17 protein-coding genes and 1 pseudogene are annotated in these 21,391 nt (G+C 64.8%); 7 read left to right on the forward strand and 11 right to left on the reverse strand.

Going from position 1 to position 21,391, the window contains the following annotated elements:
- Positions 1 to 56 precede the first annotated feature (56 nt).
- Positions 57 to 896, reverse strand: a complete 840-nt coding sequence (locus K1X41_RS09745) for a DUF1684 domain-containing protein (protein WP_220174468.1) — start codon at positions 894 to 896, stop codon at positions 57 to 59.
- Between the two features lie 137 nt (positions 897 to 1,033).
- On the opposite strand from K1X41_RS09745, the gene K1X41_RS09750 reads away from it, so the two are divergent.
- Complete coding sequence (locus tag K1X41_RS09750; RefSeq protein WP_220174469.1) at positions 1,034 to 1,651, forward strand: GNAT family N-acetyltransferase; 618 nt, start codon at positions 1,034 to 1,036, stop codon at positions 1,649 to 1,651.
- Positions 1,652 to 1,688: 37 nt separating this feature from the next.
- Here K1X41_RS09750 and K1X41_RS09755 read toward each other — a convergent pair whose 3' ends face one another.
- The 4 genes and pseudogenes from K1X41_RS09755 to K1X41_RS09770 form a co-directional block, all read right to left on the reverse strand.
- The gene (locus K1X41_RS09755; RefSeq protein WP_220174470.1) at positions 1,689 to 2,930 is read right to left on the reverse strand and encodes an alpha-hydroxy acid oxidase; all 1,242 of its coding nucleotides are present in this window, start codon (positions 2,928 to 2,930) and stop codon (positions 1,689 to 1,691) included.
- A 41-nt stretch (positions 2,931 to 2,971) separates the two neighbouring features.
- Positions 2,972 to 4,447, reverse strand: coding sequence for a rhamnulokinase (locus K1X41_RS09760; RefSeq protein WP_220174471.1), 1,476 nt, complete (start codon positions 4,445 to 4,447; stop codon positions 2,972 to 2,974).
- Positions 4,444 to 6,482 (reverse strand): annotated as a pseudogene (locus tag K1X41_RS09765) (bifunctional aldolase/short-chain dehydrogenase). The gene K1X41_RS09760 and the pseudogene K1X41_RS09765 overlap by 4 nt, the downstream one beginning before the upstream one ends.
- An 82-nt stretch (positions 6,483 to 6,564) precedes the next feature.
- Positions 6,565 to 7,326, reverse strand: coding sequence for a DeoR/GlpR family DNA-binding transcription regulator (locus K1X41_RS09770; protein ID WP_132205369.1), 762 nt, complete (start codon positions 7,324 to 7,326; stop codon positions 6,565 to 6,567).
- Between the two features lie 40 nt (positions 7,327 to 7,366).
- On the opposite strand from K1X41_RS09770, the gene K1X41_RS09775 reads away from it, so the two are divergent.
- From K1X41_RS09775 to K1X41_RS09800, 6 genes are all read left to right on the forward strand, one after another.
- Entirely contained in the window at positions 7,367 to 8,116 is a 750-nt protein-coding gene (locus K1X41_RS09775) for a DeoR/GlpR family DNA-binding transcription regulator (RefSeq protein ID WP_220174472.1), read from the forward strand.
- A 229-nt stretch (positions 8,117 to 8,345) separates the two neighbouring features.
- On the forward strand, positions 8,346 to 9,872 hold the full coding sequence (locus K1X41_RS09780; RefSeq protein ID WP_220174473.1) for a sugar ABC transporter ATP-binding protein: 1,527 nt from the start codon (positions 8,346 to 8,348) through the stop codon (positions 9,870 to 9,872).
- The gene (locus tag K1X41_RS09785) at positions 9,869 to 10,891 is read left to right on the forward strand and encodes an ABC transporter permease (protein ID WP_220174474.1); all 1,023 of its coding nucleotides are present in this window, start codon (positions 9,869 to 9,871) and stop codon (positions 10,889 to 10,891) included. The genes K1X41_RS09780 and K1X41_RS09785 overlap by 4 nt, the downstream gene beginning before the upstream one ends.
- A gap of 59 nt (positions 10,892 to 10,950) precedes the next feature.
- The gene (locus tag K1X41_RS09790) at positions 10,951 to 11,925 is read left to right on the forward strand and encodes a sugar ABC transporter substrate-binding protein (protein WP_220174475.1); all 975 of its coding nucleotides are present in this window, start codon (positions 10,951 to 10,953) and stop codon (positions 11,923 to 11,925) included.
- Positions 11,926 to 12,022: 97 nt separating this feature from the next.
- The gene (locus K1X41_RS09795) at positions 12,023 to 13,102 is read left to right on the forward strand and encodes an NAD(P)-dependent oxidoreductase (RefSeq protein WP_220174476.1); all 1,080 of its coding nucleotides are present in this window, start codon (positions 12,023 to 12,025) and stop codon (positions 13,100 to 13,102) included.
- 67 nt (positions 13,103 to 13,169) lie between these two features.
- Positions 13,170 to 14,594 (forward strand): xylulokinase, encoded by a 1,425-nt coding sequence (locus K1X41_RS09800; protein WP_220174477.1) that lies wholly within the window; start codon positions 13,170 to 13,172, stop codon positions 14,592 to 14,594.
- Positions 14,595 to 14,692: 98 nt separating this feature from the next.
- Here K1X41_RS09800 and rhaI read toward each other — a convergent pair whose 3' ends face one another.
- The 6 genes from rhaI to K1X41_RS09830 all read right to left on the reverse strand — a co-directional run bounded on the left by rhaI (position 14,693) and on the right by K1X41_RS09830 (position 21,200).
- Positions 14,693 to 15,862, reverse strand: a complete 1,170-nt coding sequence (rhaI, locus tag K1X41_RS09805; protein WP_132205355.1) for an L-rhamnose isomerase — start codon at positions 15,860 to 15,862, stop codon at positions 14,693 to 14,695.
- A 28-nt stretch (positions 15,863 to 15,890) separates the two neighbouring features.
- The gene (locus K1X41_RS09810) at positions 15,891 to 16,244 is read right to left on the reverse strand and encodes an L-rhamnose mutarotase (protein WP_220174478.1); all 354 of its coding nucleotides are present in this window, start codon (positions 16,242 to 16,244) and stop codon (positions 15,891 to 15,893) included.
- A gap of 148 nt (positions 16,245 to 16,392) precedes the next feature.
- Positions 16,393 to 17,439 carry a rhamnose ABC transporter substrate-binding protein gene (rhaS, locus tag K1X41_RS09815; protein WP_220174479.1) on the reverse strand — a complete coding sequence of 349 codons (1,047 nt, stop codon included), beginning with the start codon at positions 17,437 to 17,439 and terminating at the stop codon, positions 16,393 to 16,395.
- Positions 17,440 to 17,527: 88 nt separating this feature from the next.
- Positions 17,528 to 18,643: an ABC transporter permease gene (locus K1X41_RS09820; RefSeq protein ID WP_220174480.1), complete on the reverse strand. Its 1,116-nt coding sequence runs from the start codon at positions 18,641 to 18,643 to the stop codon at positions 17,528 to 17,530.
- Positions 18,640 to 19,674, reverse strand: coding sequence for an ABC transporter permease (locus K1X41_RS09825; protein WP_132205347.1), 1,035 nt, complete (start codon positions 19,672 to 19,674; stop codon positions 18,640 to 18,642). The genes K1X41_RS09820 and K1X41_RS09825 overlap by 4 nt, the downstream gene beginning before the upstream one ends.
- Positions 19,671 to 21,200, reverse strand: a complete 1,530-nt coding sequence (locus tag K1X41_RS09830) for a sugar ABC transporter ATP-binding protein (RefSeq protein WP_220174481.1) — start codon at positions 21,198 to 21,200, stop codon at positions 19,671 to 19,673. Before K1X41_RS09830 ends, K1X41_RS09825 begins: the two co-directional genes overlap by 4 nt.
- Positions 21,201 to 21,391 lie beyond the last annotated feature (191 nt).

The raw sequence follows: 21,391 nt of genomic DNA on the forward strand, positions 1-21,391 counted from the left end.
GTGCGTGCTGTGCCATGCCCGTGGAGTGACGGGCCGACGGCAGCACTCATCGAAGCTCACCGCTGCACAGGATCGGCAGGGCGAGTCTCCGAGAGTGCAACGCCTGGTCGGAGCTCGCCTGCCTCGATGCGGACAGAGAGCCGGTTCTCGGGAGGCGGGAACGGGCATGTGGCGCTGTCCGAGTACGCGCAGGGCGGGTTCGTCGTGCGGGTGAAGTCGATGACAACGGTGCCTGCATCCTTCGCCGTGACCTCAACGAATCGAGCAGCAGGGAAGGTGAGGTCGGTGCCAGACGCATCGGAGAAGAGCGCTCGGAGGTCGCCGTGCTCCGCGGAGCCGAAGAGGGTGAGCGCGACGTCCTGCCCTGCGACGGTGAACTCCGCGCGCCCCGGAGAGTCGTAGTGCTGAAGCCGGTCTGCTCCCGCAGCTGAGGGCACCTCGACTGAGCCGCGGATGTGCGGAACGAAGCGGCCGGTGATCACCCAGTCGGTGCTCGGCGGGAAAGTCGCCGTCCCCGAGTAGCTTGCTCGTGCGGAGGCTGCCGGATCGCGCGGACGCACGATGATGCCACCGCTTCGCGCGGCGATCTCAAGCTGGATATCACCCCACGCGAGGGCCGTGCCTGCCGTGCCAGTGAGGGGGCCGAGGGTGACGGTTCCTGCGACCTGTTCACCGTCGCGGGTCACGCCGTCGGAAGCCGGGACCGTGAGTGTGACGAGGCCCTCCGCTGTGGCCGACCACGTGCCCGGTACCCCAGGAAGAGACTGTGGCTGTGTGGTGAGCCAGTGCAGGGCGGTGGGGCTCAGTGGGCCATACGGCGCGGTCCGCGCACGCTCGATGCCTGTGTGCCAAGCGGCGTGCTCATCAGCGAACGTGGTGGGGTCTGGGCTGGACATATCGGCTCCCTCAGATCAGTCGGAGCTCAACACAAACACAGCTCTGCTGCGCACTGAAAGAAGTGTGACCCGAGGTTTCACGGGTGCACCGTGAAAATTCTGCGGCCAGCTGCCGTCGCAGGCGGCAGAATAGGCGTATGACCCTGTCTCACCCAGGCACGCTGAGCGGCCGCCTTGTCGTGCTCGAACCGCTGGCTCCCGAACACCATGACGGACTGGTCGACGCCGTGCGCGACGGCGAGCTGTGGTCGCTGTGGTACACGATTGTGCCGCGCCCGGAACAGATGTCCGCCGAGATCCGGCGCCGTCTTGAACAGCAGGAACTCGGCACGATGATCCCGTTCACCGCACGCATGGCGGATACGGGGCGCATTATTGGCATGACGACGTACATGAACATTGAAGCCGAAACGCCGCGGGTGGAGATTGGTTCCACGTGGAACGCTGCGAGTGCGCAGGGCAGCGGGACGAACCCGGAGTCGAAACTGCTGCTGTTGCAGCACGCCTTTGAGGTGTGGGACTGCACTGCCGTTGAGTTTCGCACTGATTTCCATAATCACCAGTCGCGGGCGGCCATCGCCCGCCTCGGGGCGAAGCAGGATGGCGTGCTCCGCGCGCACCGTCGCGCAGCGGGGTACCTGCGCGACACGGTGGTGTTCTCAGTCACACAGGCCGAGTGGCCCGGCGTGCGGCGCGGGCTTGAGCATCGCATTGCGCGCCATCTCGCGGTGCCAGGCGCGGCTCAGCTGGGGTAGCGCGGGGCACTGAGGTGTGCCCCCAGCGCCCCGAGCGCTACTCGGTGACCTCAACCGGCGCGAGTCGCTGCAGCTGAGTGACGTGGTGCGGCTCGAGCTCTGCAAGCGAGGTCACCCCGAGCAAGCGCATCGTGCGCTCGATCTCGCTACGCAGGATCGCGATCGTGCGATCTACTCCCGCGCGGCCACCGGCCATGAGCCCGTACAGATACGCGCGACCGATCAGCGTGAAATCGGCTCCGAGCGCGATCGAGGCCACGATGTCCGCACCGTTCATGATGCCGGTGTCGATCATCACGGTGAAGTCGTCGCCGACGGCCTTGCGCACCTTCGGGAGCAGGTGGAACGGGATCGGCGCACGATCGAGCTGGCGCCCACCGTGATTCGACAGCACGATGCCGTCCACCCCTGCGTCACGCAACCGCAGTGAGTCCTCGATGTTCTGCACGCCCTTGATCACGATCTTGCCCGGCCACAACTCGCGAATGATCGCCAGATCGTCATAGCTGATCGTCGGATCCATCGCGGCGTCGAGCATCTCGCCAACGGTGCCGCCGGTCGCTGACAGCGAGGCAAACTCAAGCTTCGGCGTCGTGAGGAAATCGACCCACCACCAGGGCCGCGGCAGCGCATTGATCACGGTGCCAATGCTGAGCTGTGGCGGGATCGAGAAGCCGTTGCGCTTATCGCGCAGCCGGGCGCCCGCGACTGGGGTATCGACAGTGAAGTGGAGCGTGTCGAAGCCAGCGGCGGCGGCGCGGCGCGTGAGCTCATAGGAGATCTCGCGATCCCGCATCACATACAGCTGGAACCAATTGCGGCCGGCCGGATTCGTGGCGCGCACATCTTCGATCGACGTGGTGCCCAGCGTTGACAGCGTAAACGGGATCCCGGCAGCGGCAGCGGCCCCGGCTCCGGCGACCTCGCCCTCGGTCTGCATCAGGCGCGTGAAACCCGTCGGCGCAATGCCAAACGGCAAAGCGCTCGGACCGCCGAGGATCTCAACGCTCGTGTCCACTGTGGGGGCCGGGCGCAAGATCCCAGGATGGAACTCGACGTCTTGGAACGCCTGGCGTGCGCGCGCAAGCGACAGCTCGCCCTCGGCTGCACCGTCCGTGTAATCGAAGGCGGCCTTCGGGGTGCGGCGCTTCGCAATCGTCCGCAGATCGTTGATCGTGAGTGCGCCCTCAAGGCGACGACGCTTCCCGTTGAAATCAGGACGCTTGAACTGCATGAGTTCGAACAGCTCAGTGGGCTTGGGGACCTGGCGCTTGACCATGATTCTCGCTTCCAGTCGGAATGCTCGGGCAGAGTGACGGACTAGGGTCGCGCCGCGGCGCGAGGCTGATAGGTGGTGATCTGGGTGGATCGTGCGACGATCGCACGCAGATCGGCGAGCTCGGGACCGAGCTGACCGAGGGCCTGTGCTTGCAGCAGCATGTTGCCCATCGCGGTGGCCTCAACCGGTCCGGCGAGCACGGGCAAGCCGGAGCGGTCCGCGAGCCGCTGGCACAGCAGCGTGTTTTGCGAGCCGCCTCCGATGATGTGGATCACCGAGACGTCGCGATCGGCAAGCGCCGCCCCGGTGGTCACCGCGTCGGCAAACGCAATCGCGAGGCTCTCGACGATCGAGCGCACGATCTCGGCCGGCCCCTCTGGGGCTCGCTCGCCACGCTCGGTGAACCAGCTCAGGATCCGGCCGGGGATATCGCCAGGCGGCATGAACACCGGATCGTTGACATCGAACACCGGGACCGGGCCGGACACGCGTGCCGCCGCGTCGAGCAGTGCACTCAGCGTGCTCGCCCCGCCGGCACTCAGACTCGCTGCGCCGGACTCGCTGCGCTCCCAGTGCCGCAGTGACTCGGACAGCAACCACATGCCCATGACGTTGTGGAGGAACCGAGTGGTCCCCGCCACGCCGCCCTCATTCGTGAAGTTCGCTGCGCGCGCCGCCTCCGTGAGCACCGGCGCATCGAGTTCGAGGCCGACGAGACCCCACGTGCCACAGGAAATATAGGCAAAGTCTGAGCGGGTGCTGGGGATCGCGGCTACCGCTGAGGCCGTGTCGTGCGAGGCGACTGCGACAACGTCGAGTGGCCGCCCCACGATCGCGGCCACGTCTGGCGTGAGCGGGCCGAGCCTGGTCCCTGCGTCAACCAACGGAGCCAGGATCCGGCGGGGGATTCCAGCCCGGTCCGCAAGCGCAAGATCCCACTCGCGGGAGCGCGGATCGAGCAGCCCGGTCGTCGAGGCGTTCGAGCGCTCGGTGGCTTCCGCGCCGGTGAGCCAGAAGTTCAGCAGATCCGGCACCAGCAGCATCCGATCTGCCTCGGTGAGCAGTTCCCCCTCGGTCGCCAACTGGAAGATCGTATTGAAGGTGAGGTGCTGCAGCCCGTTCCTGGCGTACAGTTCCTCGGCGGAGACGCGCGCGTGCACCGCAGCGACCCCGGCATCGCAGCGGGCATCACGATAGTGGTACGGAATTCCGAGGAGCCGGCTGTCGCGGAACAGGCCATAGTCGACGGCCCATGAGTCGATCCCGACCGAGGCGATCTCGCCAGGCGCGCTGCGCTCAGCGGCGGTGAGGCCGGCGAGCGTCTGCCGATAGAGCTCGAGCAAATTCCAGTGCAGCCCGTCGCGGGTGCGCACTGGATCGTTCGCAAAGCGCGCGACGTGCTCGGTCCGCAGCACTCCGCCGTCGCGGTCGGCCTCGACGCGGCCGACGATCACCCTGCCGCTGGTTGCGCCAAGATCAACTGCGGCGACGGCGCCCCGCGCGCGCTGCTCGGTCATCGCAGGAATGCGGCGGCGACGCCGGAATCGACGGGAATGTGCAGGCCGGTCGTGCGGGTGAGCTCGGGGCCGGTGAGTACGTAGACCGCGTCGGCGACGTTCTCAGGCACGACTTCGCGCTTGAGGATCGTGCGGTTTGCGTAGAACTGGCCGAGATCCTGCTCGTCAACACCGTAGGTTGCGGCGCGGTTCGCCCCCCAGCCCGAGGCGAAGATGCCAGATCCGCGGACCACGCCATCGGGGTTGATCCCGTTGACGCGGATCCCGTGCTCGCCCAGCTCCACGGCGAGCAGCCGCACCTGGTGGGCCTGGTCGGCCTTTGTGGCGGAGTACGCGATGTTGTTGGGGCCGGCGAAGACGCTGTTCTTCGAAGAGATGTAGATGACATCGCCGCCCATGCCCTGCGCGATCATGGCGCGAGCCGCAGCCTGAGAGACCAGGAAGGAGCCCTTAGCCATGACGTCGTGCTGGAGGTTCCAATCCGCCTCGGTGGTGTCGAGCAGTGACTTCGAAAGTGAGAGCCCAGCGTTATTGACGATGAGATCAACGCCTCCGAAGGCGAGCACTGCCGTGTCGATGGCTTCCTGCACCGCCGCGGCATCAGCAACGTTCGCTGCGACGCCGATGGCGACGTCAGAGTTCCCGAGTTCGGCGGCTGCCGCTTGCGCCTTTTCGAGATCCAGATCGGCGACGACGACACAGGCTCCCTCGGACGCGAGGCGGGTGGCGATGGCCTTGCCGATGCCGGAGGCTGCTCCGGTGACAAACGCGATCCGGCCCTGGTGCGACTTCGGCCGGGGCAAGCGCTGCAGCTTCGCTTCTTCGAGCGCCCAGTACTCGATGCGGAACTTCTCGGCGTCGCTAATCGGAGCGTAGGTGGAGAGTGCTTCAGCACCGCGCATCACATTGATGGCGTTGAGGTAGAACTCGCCAGCGACGCGCGCGGTCTGCTTGTTCGCGCCGAAACTGAACATGCCGACGCCGGGGACCAGCACGATGAGCGGATCGGCGCCGCGCATCGCCGGGCTGGCCTCGTCGGCGTGCGCGTCGTAGTACGCCCGGTAGTCGGCGCGGTAGGCCTCGTGGAGCTCGCCCAGGCGGGCGATCTGCTCTTCGGCCGACGCAGTTGCGGGGAGGTCAAGCACCATTGGCTTGACCTTGGTGCGGAGGAAATGATCCGGGCAGCTGGTGCCGAGGGCGGCGAGGCGGGCGAGTTCTTCGCGCGCCATGAAATCGAGTACGGCGTCACTGTCGGTGAAGTGGCCGACCATGGGCTTATCGCGGCTCGCGATGCCACGGATCACGGGGGCGAGCTGTGCGGCGCGGGTGCGGCGCTCGGCCTCCGGCAGGGCTTCGAAGCCGGCGATCACGGGGCCGAACGGCTCAGCGGCTCCGTGCTCGGCGATGTAGGCGGCGGCGGTGTCGATGATCCAGAGCGAGTTCTGCTCGGTTTCTGCGCTCGAATCGCCCCACGCGGTGATGCCGTGCCCGCCGAGGATGCCGATATGGCTTCTGGGTGCGCTTCTTTGATCGCGGCGATGTCGAGGCCGAGCTGGAAACCTGGGCGGCGCCACGGCACCCACACGACGCGGGTGCCGAAGATCTTGGCGGTGAGGGCTTCGCCGTCCGCGGCGGTCGCGATCGCGATCCCGGAGTCGGGGTGCAGGTGGTCAACGTGCGCGGCATCGACGAGGCCGTGCATGGCCGTGTCGATTGACGGAGTCGCGCCGCCCGTGCCGTGCAGGCAGTAGTCGAGAGCAGCGACCATCTCGTCTTCGCGATCAACACCGGGGTACACCGACGTGAGCGCGCGGAGTCGATCAATGCGCAGCGCCGAGAGGCCGGCGGCGGTCAGCGTGCCGAGATCCCCGCCGGAGCCCTTCACCCACATGAGCTCGATCGTCTCACCGGTCACCGGATCGATGGCAGGCCCCTTCGCGGAGGTGTTGCCTCCGGCAAAGTTCGTGTTCTTCTTGTCGGCGCCCAGCCGGTTGGAGCGGGCGAGAAGTTCCTCAGCGGCGAGGGGGAGAGTCATGGGTGCTCCTGATCCGAGTGTGTTGTTTCGTGTGAATGTAACACGAAATAACATGACCGACAAGTGTGTGGGGCTGATGGGGTTAGCGGATCTCCACTTCGTCACGGTACGGGTCGAGTCGGGGGTCATTTGGGTCAAGCTCCGTAATGAGCGTGGCGACCTGGGCGAGTCGCAATGCCATGCCCGTCGAGCGCTTGCCGAGCTTGGAGGAGTCGACGCACAGCACGGTGCGATCGGCGGAGTCTGAGAGGTGGCGCTTCACCTCCGCTTCGGCCAGAGATGCTTCTGAGCTGCCGCCCTCTGGGCTGACGCCGTCGGCCGAGGTGAAGAACACTCGGGTGTGCAGGAGGCGGGCGCCCGCGTTCGCAATCGGTCCGACCAGGCTGCCGGTGACCGGTTCGTGAGTGCCGCCAGTCAGGTGTGCCGTGACGCTGCCGAGTCGTGTGAGGAGCTCAAATGTCTGCACCGAGTTCGTGCACGCGGTGAGCTCACCTCGATCGCCAAGCATCTCCGCGAGCGCGTTCACCGTCGTAGATGCGTCAAGCGCGATCGCACCCCCGAGCGGAACGAGCTCCAGTGCTTTCTTGGCAATCGCGCGCTTTGCGCTGCCGCGCATGGCAAGCCGCTCGTCGTAGCTGCGCGGGCCCGTTGCGCTCACGGCACCGCCGCGCACACGCTTGAGGGCCCCCTCAAGCTCGAGAATCTCGAGATCGCGCCGGATCGTCATCGACGAGACCTCGAACTCGCTCGCAGCCTGCTCGAGCGAAATCTCGCCAGCGCGCTGGATATGCTCGACCAGTTCCCGTCGTCGACGCTCGCCGTCGACACTGCTGTTTACGGCCATGATTCCGAGTGTAGTGACTCGCCGCTACGCTAGGACCACGATGGTTTCCCTTGCCGCTGAAGAACGTCGCGCATGGCTGCTGCAGCGGCTGAGCGCGATGCAGCGCGTCTCCCTGGCAGAGGCGGCCGACGAACTCGGCGTGAGTGAGATGACCGTGCGGCGTGATCTGGACGGGCTAGAACTCGGCGGCACGATCCGGCGCGTGCGCGGCGGTGCGATGTACACGGGCCCGGTGAGCTTTCATGGCCGTGAGCAATCGTACGCGGCCGAAAAGGCGGTCATCGCCGAAAAGCTGCTTCCGCTCGTGCCGGATCGTGGCATCATCGCGCTCGATTCCTCAACGACGATGCACCAGCTCGCGCAACGGATTTCGGGCTCTGGGGACCTCACGGTGGTGACGAACGGGATGCTCACGTTTCAAGCGCTGCAGGAGCGGCCGGGGCTCACCGCGGTGCTGACGGGAGGGGCTGCTGATCGGCGGAGCGACTCGCTGATTGGTCCGGTTGCGACCGGATTCGTGTCGCGAGTGCGGTTCTCGGCGTTCTTCGCTTCTGCCGCAGCGCTGGATGAGCGCGGGTGCCACGAAGGCACACTCGAGGAGGCGGAGGTGAAGCGGGCGATCGCTGCGGCGTCTGCTCGGGTACTGATCGGCGTGCATCGCGAGAAGCTGGACAATGTTTCGGTGGCACGCGCGGTCGACATTTCAGAGATCGACACGCTGGCAACGGAGCTTGCGCCCGATTCCCGCGATGTTGCTGCATACCGGGCGCTCGTCTCCGACTTGCGCTGATCTCGGCCTGCTGGGTCCTGTGCTGATCTCGGGCTAGCTGGAGTCCGTGCCAATTTTGGACGGGCCTTCCGGCAAGCCGCGCTTCAGTGCGCCGCTAAATCACAGCTGAATCGCCACCACGTGAAATCAGTGCGCAAACAGCTATTCACAAAATTTGACAAAACTTAACAACTTAGAACAAACTACATGTCACGTAGGGAAAGCCACGATGAAGTGAGGTGCGTGCAGCATGTCAGCACACGACGTATCCGCGGTCACAGATCGCGCGGCTGGTCTGTCGCTGCAGGCGATCGGACTCGTCAAGGAGTATCCGGGTGTGAGGGCACTCGACGGGGTCAGTCTCGACCTCCGGCCCGGTGAAGTGCACGCCATCATCGGCGAGAACGGCGCGGGCAAGTCCACGCTAATTAAGACGCTCGCGGGCGCGATCGCCCCGACGAGCGGTACCATCACGGTCAACGGTGAGGCCCACGATCGACTGACACCACAGTCTGCGCGCGAGCTAGGCATCGCGGTGATCTACCAAGAGTTCACCCTGTTTCCGAACCTCAGCGCCTCTGAGAATGTGTTCCTCGGCGAGTTCATTCGCAAAGGGCCAGTGCTCGATCGGAAGACGATGGCTGCGAAGTCTGCAGCGTTGTTCGCAAGGCTCGGTGTCACGATCCAGCCCAGCGCGCTGGTCGAGACTCTGACGACCGGATATCAACAGATCGTCGAGATTGCGAAGGCGCTGTCGAAAGAGGCCAAGCTCCTGATCATGGATGAGCCTTCGGCTCCGCTGACCGCGTCTGAAGTCGACGCGATGTTCGCGATCGTTGAGACCCTGCGGCGCGAGGGAATGACGATCGTCTATATCTCGCACCGGATGGAAGAGATTTTCAGGCTGTCCGATCGCGTAACCGTGCTCCGTGATGGCCGGTACGTCGACACCCTGGTTACCGCACAGACCTCGAAGCGGGAACTGATCTCATTGATGGTGGGTCGTGAGCTCGGAGAGGGATATCCGCAGCGGGATCATACACCGCAGGCGCCCTCGCTGACCGTCTCCGGGCTCTCTGGAAACGGGGTCAGAGGCGTCAGCTTCGAAGCGCGACAGGGCGAGATCCTTGGCTTCGCAGGCCTGATCGGGGCAGGCCGAACCGAACTCATGGAGCTCATCTTCGGTGCCAAACGCCCAGAATCCGGAACTGTCGAGTTGCACGGGAACTCGGTGCTCTCGCTGAACCCCATCGAAGCGATCCGAAACGGTATTGCACTGGTGCCTGAGGACCGCAAGCGACACGGCCTTATCCTCGAATTCTCAATCGAGCAGAACATATCGCTGCCACGGTTGAAGTCGCTGTCACCGGGAGGCGTGATCTCGAAATCCGCGGAGCGGGAGCTCTCGGACCAGTACATGCGTGAGCTGCGGATCAAAGCGCCAAGCGGTGCAGAGATCGTTGGCAACCTCAGCGGGGGCAACCAGCAGAAAGTGGTGCTCGCAAAGTGGCTCGCGACCAGCCCAGAGGTGCTGATCTTCGACGAGCCAACGCGTGGCATCGACATTGGAGCGCGACATGAGATCTACCTGATCATGAACCGCCTTGCGGAAGAAGGGAAGACGATCCTCATGATCTCCTCCGATATGGAAGAACTCATTGGAATGTCTGACCGGATCGTTGTGCTGCAGGAGGGCCTGCAGCGCGGACTTCTCGAGAAAGACGACATTACTCAGGAGGCCATCCTCACGCTGGCTTCAGAAGGAGACCTCGCATGATCTCAAAGCTTCGTCCACGCCTGCATGAACTCGGGATCGTACTGGTCCTGGTGCTCCTGATCATTGGGTTTAGCGCGCTCTCCCCCAACTTCCTGGACGCCACGAACCTGTTCAACATCCTGCGCCAGGTGACCACGCTCGGGATCGTGGCTGTCGGCTTCGCGTTCGTGCTGCTCACGGGCGGGATCGACCTCTCGGTGGGGTACCAGATCTCGCTGTATGTGGTGGTGTGCGGGATTATGATGTCGCAGTTTGATGTGCCGTGGCCTCTCGCGATTGCACTTGTGCTGGTGCTTGGGGTGTTCATTGGACTGATCAACGGGCTGATCATTACCCTCACCGGAGTCGCGCCGCTCATCGTGACGCTGTCGATGATGACGATCCTGAATGGCGTGAGCTACCTCCTGTCAAAGGGGCTCCCGATTTCGGGCTTCCCCAGCGAATTCTCTGTGCTAGGCCAGGGCGCGTTCATAGGGGTGCCGATCTCTGTGATCGTGCTCGTCATCGTCTGGGCCATCGGGTACTTCATCGCAAACAAGACCTATGTCGGTCGCTACTTCTACGCGATTGGGAACAACGCTGAGGCCGCGCGCCTCTCGGGGGTGAATACGCGGCGCACGCTGCTGCTTGTGTACGCAATGTGCGGCCTGTTCGCGGCCGTCGGCGCCGTACTACTGCTGTCGCGGTTGAACTCAGCACAGTCGGCCACCGGCGCAGGCTTTGAGTTCAGCGTGCTGACCGCCTGCGTCCTTGGGGGCGTGAGCGTGATGGGCGGACGAGGCAGCCTGTTCGGTGCGTTTATTGGCGTACTCATCGTCGGGGTGCTCGACAACGGCCTCGTGCTCCTCAACGTCAGTGAGTACGTGCAGCTCGTCATCAAGGGCCTGATCCTCTTGACTGCTGTGATCTATGACGCTATGTCCAAGCGTTCCGGCGGGCGGCGCAAGCAGATCGGAGGCGTCTCGGTCTCACGTACGCCTGCTCCGGAGTCGAGGACTTCCACGATCCCGCTTTCCTAACGGGCGAGGCATCCACTCGCCGGCCACGCAAGTCCACGAAGTTTGACGAAAGGAACATCATGAAGAAGCTCATTTCAATTGCGGCTACTGGAGCACTGCTGCTCGGCCTCGCTGCGTGCAGCACAGGTGGTACCACCTCCGCTCCTGCGGCAACCGAGCACACCGTTGGGGTGACGTTCTCCGACCTCTCGAACCCGGTGTGGGCCGAGCTGGTACAAGAGGCGCAGCGCTACGGCGCCGAAGAGGGCGTCGCGGTGAACTACGTCGATGCAAAGAGCGACGCTGCAACCCAAGTCACCCAGATCGAGAATTTCATTCAGCAGGGCGTCGACGCGATCATCATCTGTGCCGTCGACTCGAAATCGCTTGAGGCTGCAACGAAGAAGGCGCAGGATGCCGGCATCAAGGTGGTTGGCTACACGCAGGTGCTCGACAATTACGACGCTCAGTACCTCGTTGACGCCTACGAGACCGGCTACGCGAACGGTGAGGCCGCAGGAAAGTGGATCACCGAGAACTACGGCGACGAGAAGGTCGTTGAATGGGCACTCATGGACCTTCCGACGTTCCCGGAGATCATTGACCGAGCCAACGGCATCAAGGAAGCCGTTGCCGCGACCGCTCCGAACGCAAAGCTTGTCGCAACAAACTCCGCGCTCACCGCTGAGGAAGGGGTCACCAACGCCGAGAACTTCCTGCAGGCGAACCCTGATCTGAAGATGATCGCGACGATCGGCGGTGGCGGCGCACAGGGCGGCAACGAGGGCGTGAAGGCCAGCGGAATCACCGACTTCGATTCCTTCGGATTGTTCGGTATCGACGCCACCGAGATCGAGATCCAGAACATTCTGAAGGGCGATCCGCAGAAGAGCTCGATTAGCCTCGGCGGTGGCAAAGCCCACGGCCGCACTTTGATCGACATCACCTCCGATCTGCTCGCCGGTGAAAACGTCGAGAAAGACCAGTACATGCCAGTCACCGTCATCGACAAGAGCAACGCTCAGGAGTACTTCGAGGAGACGTTCGCGAACTAATTCGTCGTCGGGTGGTGCGGACCGACCGGAGGTCCGTGCCACCTCGCCACTGCCAGCGCGGTCTCGTCATGAGACGCGAGAGTCGAGGACACACCACATGACACACATTCTTGCTGCAGGAGACCGATTCATACGGTCTGCCCACCTGAGAAAATCGATCGAGCGGGCGCTCGCAGGTCGCGCGGCGGACATCCGCGAAATCGAGTTCCCCTGGCCAGATGCGCCCTTCGGGCGCGTTGCCGAAGTTAATGAGGCTTCCGGTACCGAGGAGCAGTTGATTGAAGCCCTCACCGGCGTCACTGCGATTGCGACGCAGCTTGCCCCGATCACCGATCGGGTGCTCGCTGCGAGTCCAGAGCTGCGGCTTATTGCGGTCTCTCGTGGGGGCCCCACGAACGTCAACCTTGAGGCGGCCCGCACTCGGGGCATCGCCGTCGCGAATGTGCCGGGGAGGAACGGCATCTCCACCGCTGAGATGACGATCGGGCTCGCACTTGCGCTGCTGCGCAGGATCCCGCTCTCCCACAACACGCTGCTTGCACACGAGTGGCGCGGCGAGTTCTACCGGCTCGACGAGGTGGGGGGCGAGGTCAAGGGTTCCACCATTGGGCTCCTTGGGGCGGGCGCCGTTGGGGGACACGTCGCCAGCGTGTTCGCGGCAATGGGAGCCGATGTGTTGGTGTTTGATCCGTATCTGCAGCCGGGCGCGCTGGGATCGGGAGTGCGTAAGGCCGAGAGCGTCGAGCAGGTCTTTGCCGAGTCGGATCTCGTCTCCGTGCACGCGCGACTGACCGAGGAGACAACGCACATGGTGAACGCCGAGCGGCTCGCACTGATGCGTCACGGGAGCCGTCTGGTCAACGCTGCCCGTGGCGGACTCGTCGACTATGACGCGGTGGCAGATGCCGTGGAGCGTGGCCAGCTCGCCGGCGCGGCATTTGACGTGTACCCGGAAGAACCCGTCGACTTTAGCCATCGGCTGTTCGCCCTGGCCGCAGCAGGGCACGATATTGTGCTGACACCGCACATTGCCGGTGCGAGCCGAGAAACAGCAAACCGCGCGGCAGACGGCGTCGCAGAAGAGATCCGCCGTTTCCTCGCAGGTGAGGCGCTACTCCATCCACTCGTTGCTGCACCCGGGCCCGCGTGGCCGGGTGCAGGGCTCGCGCAGCGATAGCCTGCTCAAGTCTGCACGCTACACCGCATCATCAGCGATGATGCTTCGACCACGGAGGACGACAGACATGAGTGAGCTACTACTAGGGATCGATGTTGGCACCAGTTCGGTCAAGGTTGTCGCGACCGATCTCACCGGCACGCTCGTGGCAGACGCTTCGAAGCGGTACCCGACCGCGACGAATGGTGCCGCTGCCGAGCAAGACGCGACCGCGTGGTGGGACGCGGTTTGCGAGCTTACCCAGCGCGTTGTTGCCGAGCGTACCGTCCTGGCGGTCGCGGTGACCGCCCAGGCGCCAACCTTCGTGCCCGTGGACGCCCATGGTGCACCGACTTCGTCTGCGTTGACCTGGCTCGACCGCCGCGCAAGCGCTGAGGCCGCGCGGATCGCTGAGCTTGTGCCGAACTCCCGCAATGGGGCCGATCCGTACTTCGGCACTGCGAAGCTGCCATGGCTTGCTGCACACCGGCCGGAAGCGCTCGCGGCTGCGCAGCACGTGCTTTCGGCCAATGGGTTCATTGTGCGCCTGCTCACCGGAGTCGCGGTGCTGGACGACACAACTGCAGCGCTGATGCAGGGGTTCGACGACGAGGAGAGTGCTTTTGATGCTGCTCTGCTCGCCGCGGAGCCCGCGCTCGCCTACCTGCCGCAGATCGTGCCAGCGGCCGCGGTCGTAGGGACGATCACCGCGGAAGCCGCACGTGTGACCGGGATTACCGCGGGTGCGCAGGTGGTCGCGGGGGGCATTGACTCGATAGGTTCAGCGCTCGAGGCCGGCATCTTCGAGGTCGGTGATCCACTCGTCGACATGACCGGTTTTTCCAGCGTCACAATCCTCGCGGTGCCGCGCGGCACTCGAATTCCAGGTTTCATCCACACTCGGCACTGCGTGCCCGACGTCGACCTACTGATTACCGCCCAGGTGACGGCTGGGGCGACGGTCGACTGGGTGAACAATCTGTCTGCAGAATCGGATCTGCGTGATGACGCTGCGCTGCTCGCGCTGCCGCGGCCTGGCGGACTGACGATGGTCACGAGCCTTGCCGGCGAGCGCACTCCGAACTGGAATCCGCATGCACGCGGGGTCATCGATGGGATCTCGCTCGCCACCACCGGTTCAGAGTTGATGCTCGCCGCGATGGAAGGGAACGCATTCGCGCTCGCGAGAGATGTCAGCACGATGACGGGGGCGGGGTTCTTGATCGACCGTGTAGTTACCACGGGTGGCGGATCCTCCTCGCGCGCCTGGTCGCAGATCAAAGCCGACGTGCTCGGCGTGCGTGTGGAACGGCCGGCCAGTGGCCACGGTGCCGCCCAGGGTGCAGCAGTGCTCGCTGGCTTCGCGACGGGCGTGATTACGCTCGACGCCGTGCGCTCGCTTGGACGTGAGCTGCAGGCCACGTTTGCGCCCGATGCGGAAAAGACGGTTGCGTACGCTGAACGCGCGGCGCACTTCAGCGTGCTGAGCGAGCTCAACGAGCACCGGCGCTAAGCGGTTCAAGGCCCCATGCTTCCAGCGATGTGTCCCAGTGGGCTGCTTCCCAGTGCGGGAAGCAGCCAACTGGGACACATCGCCCTGCCCTGCGCCCGCTACGCTCCCCAGCTCGCCTGAGCCCCGCCGACGCGATCGGCGGTGATGCGCTGCTGGTAGCCGGACGCCGCGTAGGCCGCCATCGGATCAGCGGGCAGCCCGCGCGACTCGCGCCACTCGGCGAGCGCCGGGCGCACATCCGTATAGAACGCGTCCATGTAGACGGCGTTGGCGCCGAGCACATCGCCTGATGCCTCGGCGGTGGCGAGCGCGGCGCGGTCGAGCAGGAGTGCACGCGCCGTCATCTCTTGCACATTGAGCACGGAGCGGATCTGGCCAGGGATCTTGTCTTCGATGTTGTGGCACTGGTCGAGCATGAACGCGACGTCCGGATTGTTCAGCCCGCCGCCGCGCACCACCTCGGCGATGATGCGGAACAGCTGGAACGGGTCGGCAGCGCCGACGATGAGGTCGTCATCGGCATAGAAGCGGCTGTTGAAATCGAAAGCGCCGAGCTTGCCGAGGCGCAGCAGCTGCATCACGATGAACTCGATGTTCGTGCCGGGCGCGTGGTGTCCGGTGTCGAGGCAGACGAGTGCTCGCTCGCCCAGCGCCGTGACCTGCGCGTAGGAGGTGCCCCAGTCTGGTACATCGGTGTGGTAGAACGCCGGTTCGAAGAATTTGTACTCAAGCACGAGCCGCTGTTCGCCAGTGAGGCGCGCGTAGATCTCCTGCAGCGACTCCTGCAGCCGATCCTGGCGGCCTCGCATGTCGACCTGGCCAGGGTAGTTCGACCCATCAGCCAGCCACAGCTTGAGGTCGCGCGAACCCGTAGCGTCCATCACGTCGATGCAGCGCAGATGGTGGTCGATCGCCTTGCGCCGGATTGTGGGATCCACGTGGGTGAGTCCACCGAACTTGTAGTCCTCATCCTGGAACGTGTTCGAATTGACTGTACCGAGCCCGACCCCCAGATCTTCAGCGTGTGCGCGGAGGGCCGAGTAGTCCTCGACGACGTCCCATGGGATGTGGAGTGCGACGCGGGGCGCGAGGCCGGTGACCCGGTGCACCTCAGCAGCGTCGGCGATCTTTTCGAACGGGTTTCGTGGAGTGCCAGGCGTCGAGAACACTTTGAAGCGCGTCCCCGAGTTGCCGTACGCCCACGAGGGGACCTCGATGGCCTGCTGCGCGAGGGTGCTGAAGTGCTCTGGGGTCAGCTGCGTGCTCATGATCTGTGCCTTCTATCGTGTCCCGCGCTTACGCGCGATCCGGGCCCTGCTGCGTGCGGGCGAGTTGGTCTTCGAGGTTGAATACCTCGGGGAGTCTGGGGGCTTCTTGATCTGGGCGACCGGAAGAAGCGATGAAGAAGTCTGACATTTCGGCCTCCCAGCGCTCGGTGCGCGGGTCGGCGGCTAGCGCGCGTTGCGCCGCCTCATCGTCATCGGTGTCGTAGACGCCGATCAGGAGGCCGTCTGCGCGGAGGAATAGCGAGTAGTTGCGACGCCCGGCGTCGCGGATCGCCGACAGCATCTCCGGCCATACCGCAGTGTGCCGGCGCGTGTACTCAGCGAGCCGCTCAGGCTTGACTCGCATTTCGAAGCAGACGCGCATCGGTTCTCCCTGGGGTGTGCGGTGGGCTGGCGGGGTGGAACGGTGGTGCAGAGGTGCGGTGCTGCTGGATCCCGGATCCGGATCGGTGCCCGCGATCTTGATTCGGTTCGCGGCCCGTGCCCGGGATCCAGCAGCGGTGGGATTCGACTTAGAAGTCGAAGTCGCCGATGTTCTCTGTGTTGAAGCGGTACGGATCACCCAGCAGCACGACGCCGTCCTTGCCGACGGTGTACTCGCCGAGGTCGCCCGCATCGAAGGTATCTCCCTCTGCGCCGGTGATATCGCCAGCGACGAGCGCGTCTGCCGCGTATGCGGTGAGGTAGCCGAGCTCCTCCGGGTTCCACAGCGCGAACTCGGTGACCGTGCCGTCTTCGACGTATTCGCGCATCTGGTTCGGGGTGCCGAGTCCGGTCAGCGCAACCTTGCCCTTGGCATCTGAAGTGGAGAGGTAGCGGGCCGCGGCGGCGATGCCGACGGTGGTGGGGGAAACGATGCCCTTGAGCTCCGGGTAGGTCTGCAGCAGGGCAGCGGTCTTATCGAAGGACATCTGGTCGTCGTCGTCGCCGTACACGACCTCGACGAGCTCGATCTTCGGGTGGCTCGCCTTCAGCTCTTCTTTCATCATGTCGATCCAGGCGTTCTGGTTCGTCGCGTTTGCCGCAGCGGAGAGCACGGCGATCTGACCCTCGTCGCCGATCTGCTCAGCGATCATGTCCACCTGCACCTTGGCGATACCGGCGGCGTCTGCCTGGTTCACGAAGAGATCGCGGCAGTCGGTGTTGGTGTCGGAGTCGAAGGTGACGACCTTGATCCCGGCGTCGCGCGCCTCGTTCAGTGCGTCACAGATCGCCTTCGGATCGTTCGCCGAGACGGCGAGCGCGTCCACGCCCTGCTGTGTGGCGGTGTTGATGAAGCTGACCTGCGCGTCAGGGGTGGCCTCTGCAGGCCCGACCTCGTTGAAGGTGCCGCCGAACGCCTCGACTGCGGCCTTGCCGCCCTTGCTTGAGGTATCGAAGTACGGGTTGCCGAGGTTCTTCGGCAGGAACGTCACGCTGACACTCTCGCCTGATCCGCCGGCATCGCCTGATCCGCCGTCGGCCGAGTCGGTGCCGCCCGAGCAGCCGGAGAGGAGGAGCGCGGCACTTGCCGCAATGGCGACGAGTGCGCCGGCCTTCTTATTTCGTGAGAACCACATTGTTCGTTTCCTTTCAGATCCCGCGGTGCGGGGAGGTGGTGAGTGCGGTGTTGGAACGGATGAGGACTGCGGGTACGCGGGATCCAGCTCAGGATCCTGCGCCAGGGCGGGGCGCGGACGATCCGGCGACGGAGATGGCACCGGTGCCCGGGGTGCCGGCGAGCCTCAGCTTCGGGCCAGATCTGCGCCGGTTCTTGAACGCGGCGAACACGCTGGAGGAGACGACCGCGGCGATGAGCAGGACGCCGGTGATGATGTTGATCACGTCCGAGGTGACATTCGCGAGACGCAGCGCGCTCGCAAGCACGCCGATCAGCAAGACGCCGGCGATCACGCCGTGCAGTGCCCCGCGTCCGCCGAAGATTGAGACGCCGCCGAGCAGCACGGCAGCGATGACCTGCATCTCCATCCCGGTTGCGTTATCGCCGCGAGCGCTGCCGTAGCGCAGCGTGTAGTAGATCCCCGCGAGCGCCGCCACCGCGCCGCTGAGTGCGAAGAGCAGCAGCTTCGTGCGCGCGACGTTGACGCCCGAGAAGCGCGCAGCCTCCGGGGACAGGCCAATCGCGAATACGCCCCTGCCGAAGCGGGTGAAGTGGAGCAGGATCGCGAATGCTGCCGCGAGGAGCACGAACAGGATCATGACGACGGGGATCCCGGTCGAGCCGATCTTCGCCTTGGCGAGCCCGGTCCAAAACTCCGGGAAGTCCGTGACCGCCGTGGTGCCGAGCAAGCCGACGGCGAGGCCGCGGTAGAGCGCCAGCGTGCCGATTGTCACTGCGAGCGACGGCAGGCCGACCGCCGTGATCAGAAAGCCGTTGAATGCGCCGCACAGGATCCCCGCGACGATCGCGATCACGATTGTGAGTCCGAACGGGACACCCGCCTGGGTCAGCACACCCGTGAGTACGCTCGAGAATCCGACCACGCTCGCGACCGAGAGGTCGATCTCGCCGGTCACAATGATCGCGGTCATCGGGAGCGCGATGATGAGGATCGGGAACATGTCGAGCAGCAGGTAGGTCATGGTGATCTGACCGCTGAAGTTCGGCACGATCGCCGAGGCTGCGATGACAACGACAATGAACAGGCCGATGATGGCGGCTTCTCGGGTGAGCAGTAGGCGCTGCCACAGCGGGCGATCGTAGTTCGCGATCGGTCGGAACCCCGACGTGGCGGGGGTGGTCGTGGTTGCCGGTGCGCTCATCGCGTCGTCTCCCGTGCTTCGATCAGCTTTCGATGTTGTCGTACGGCGAGCAGTCTGTCGAGGACGATCGCGCCGATGATCAGGACGCCGACGACGGCGCGCTGCCAGAAGTCGGGCACCCCGAGTACGGGAAGCGCGCGGTTGATAGTCAGCAGCAGTAGGGCGCCGATCGCGGCACCCCACACGGAGCCAACGCCGCCGAAGATCGCGACGCCTCCGATCACCGCAGCGCCAATCGCGTCGAGCTCCCACCCTGATCCGGCCTGCGAGTTGATCGTGCCGTAGCGTGCGGCGTAGAGCACCCCTGCGAATCCGGAAAGCGCGCCGGAGAGCACGAACGCGGTGATGACTCTGCGTGTGACCGGAAGGCCGTAGAGCTGGGCCGCATCGGGGTCCGAGCCAATCGCGTAGTTCTCGCGGCCGGCCCGGGTGTTGCGCATCCACCACGCCACGGCGATCAGGACGACCACGGCGATGATGGTGAGCACGGGGATCGTGAAGATCTGCGCGGTGCCAAGGCCGAGGAATTCTTTCGGCATGTCTGAGGCGTTGATTCGATCCGAGCCCGTCCACCAGACGTTGATACCGCGGAACGCGTACATCGTGCCGAGCGTGATCACGAGGGCCGGAACGCGGGCGAAGGCCACGAGGGCACCGTTGATGAGTCCGAGGAGGCCCCCGAAGACCACCGCGAGCACCACGACCGCGAGCACCGGGATGCCCGGCATATCGATGAAGAGCCGGCCGGTGAGGTAGGCGCTGAGCCCAAGGATCGAGCCGACCGAGAGGTCGACGTTGCGGGTGATGAGGACAACGGCCTGGCCAACCGCGACGAGCATCAGCAGCGACGGCGTGAGCCAGAGGTCGCGGTAGCCATCGACGGAGAACAGGAAGTTGGGGTTCTTGAGTGTCGCTGCGGCGACGACAATGAGCACGGCGAGCAGGATGCTTGCCTCGCGCGCCCGAGTGAGGCGACCGAGCACCATCTGGAACGTGACGCGGGGCGCCGGGGCAGTAATCGTGGTGGTCATGCGGCCTGCTCCGTCTGGGTGGTGGGGTGCTGGGTGGCGGCGCGCATGACGTTCTCCTGCGTGGCCTCAGCTCGATCGATCGTCGCGGTGATCCTGCCCTCGCGCATCACAACGACGCGATCCGCCATCCCGAGCACCTCGGGCAACTCGCTTGAGATCATGAGCACGGCCATGCCCTCGCTTGCGAGTGTGGAGAGCAGGCGGTGCACCTCGGACTTCGTGCCGACGTCGATCCCGCGCGTAGGCTCGTCAATGATGAGGACGCGCGGATTCGTCGCGAGCCACTTGCCGAGCACCACCTTCTGCTGGTTGCCGCCGGAGAGCGTGCCAGCGAGTGTGCTGAGCGCGGTCGTTTTGACCTCGAGCTGTTCCGACCACGGCCGCGCGGCCCGCTGCTCCGCGCGCGCGGTGACGAGTCCGAGCTTCGCGATCGAGTCGAGAATCACGGCGGAGGTGTTGCGGGCCACGCTCTCGTCGAGCACGAGTCCCTGCTTGCGCCGATCCTCCGGCACGAGTGCGAGCCCGGCGCGCATGGCAGCGGTCGGCTGATTTTTGCGCACGCGTTTCCCGGCGAGGCGTACTTCGCCGCTGCGGTAGTCGTCGACGCCGAAGATCGCGCGGGCGACCTCGCTGCGGCCGGCGCCGACGAGCCCCGCGAGGCCGACGATCTCGCCGGCACGCACGGTGAAGCTGATGTCGTTGAAAACGCCGGGGCTGGTGAGGCCGGTGACCTCGAGCAGCGGATCGCCGACCGTGGTGTCAAGCTTTGGGAACAGCTCGGTAATCTCGCGGCCGACCATTTCAGCCACCACGCTGTCGGGATCCGTCTCGGAGATGGCGCGCGTGGAGACGTAGCTTCCGTCGCGCATCACGGTGATGGTGTCGCAGAGTGCGAAGACCTCATCGAATCGGTGGGAGATGAATACGAGCGCTCGGCCCTCGTCGCGGAGTGCGCGGGCAACGGTGAAGAGGCGATCGACCTCGATACCGGAGAGCGCGGCAGTTGGCTCATCCATGATGAGAATGCGGGCGTCGAGGGAGATCGCCTTCGCGATCTCGATCATCTGCTGATCGGCGATCGAGAGGCCGTCTGCGGTGCGATCCGGATCCATGCGGAGGCCCAAGCGGGTAAACAGTGTGTCGGTCTCGGTGCGCATGCGTGCCCGGTCGATCCGCCCGAAACGGCCGCGTGGCTGACGGCCCATGAAGATGTTCTCGGTGACTGAGAGATCAGGGAACAGCGTTGGCTCCTGGTAGATCACCGCAATACCGGCGGCCTTCGCTTCCGCAGTGGTCGTGAAGTCGACCGTCTCGCCTGCGAGCTGGATGACGCCGGCATCGCGGTGGTAGAGACCGGCAATGATCTTGACGATCGTGGACTTTCCGGCCCCGTTCTCGCCAACGAGGGCGTGGATCGAGCCGGGATGGAGGGCGAGCGTGCCGTCTCGGAGCGCGACCACGGCGCCGAAGGCCTTGGTGACGCCTGCGAGCTCGAGGAGGGGCTCGGGGCTAGGTGATCTCTGCATTGAACTCACGGGGCTTTCTGCCACAGCTGCGGCATCTCGCGATGGATAGCGATGAACGATTAATGAATCGTTTCAATCGCGTTACGCAGAGCTTAAGCCCCGAATATTTTCCGCGTCAAGTGAGAGTATGTGCCGTGTCCAATCCGTTATTGAAGCGTTTCAATTTCGGTTCCTGCTGAATTAGGATGGAG

This window comes from Leucobacter luti (assembly GCF_019464495.1).
Taxonomy (GTDB): Bacteria; Actinomycetota; Actinomycetes; order Actinomycetales; family Microbacteriaceae; genus Leucobacter; species Leucobacter luti_A.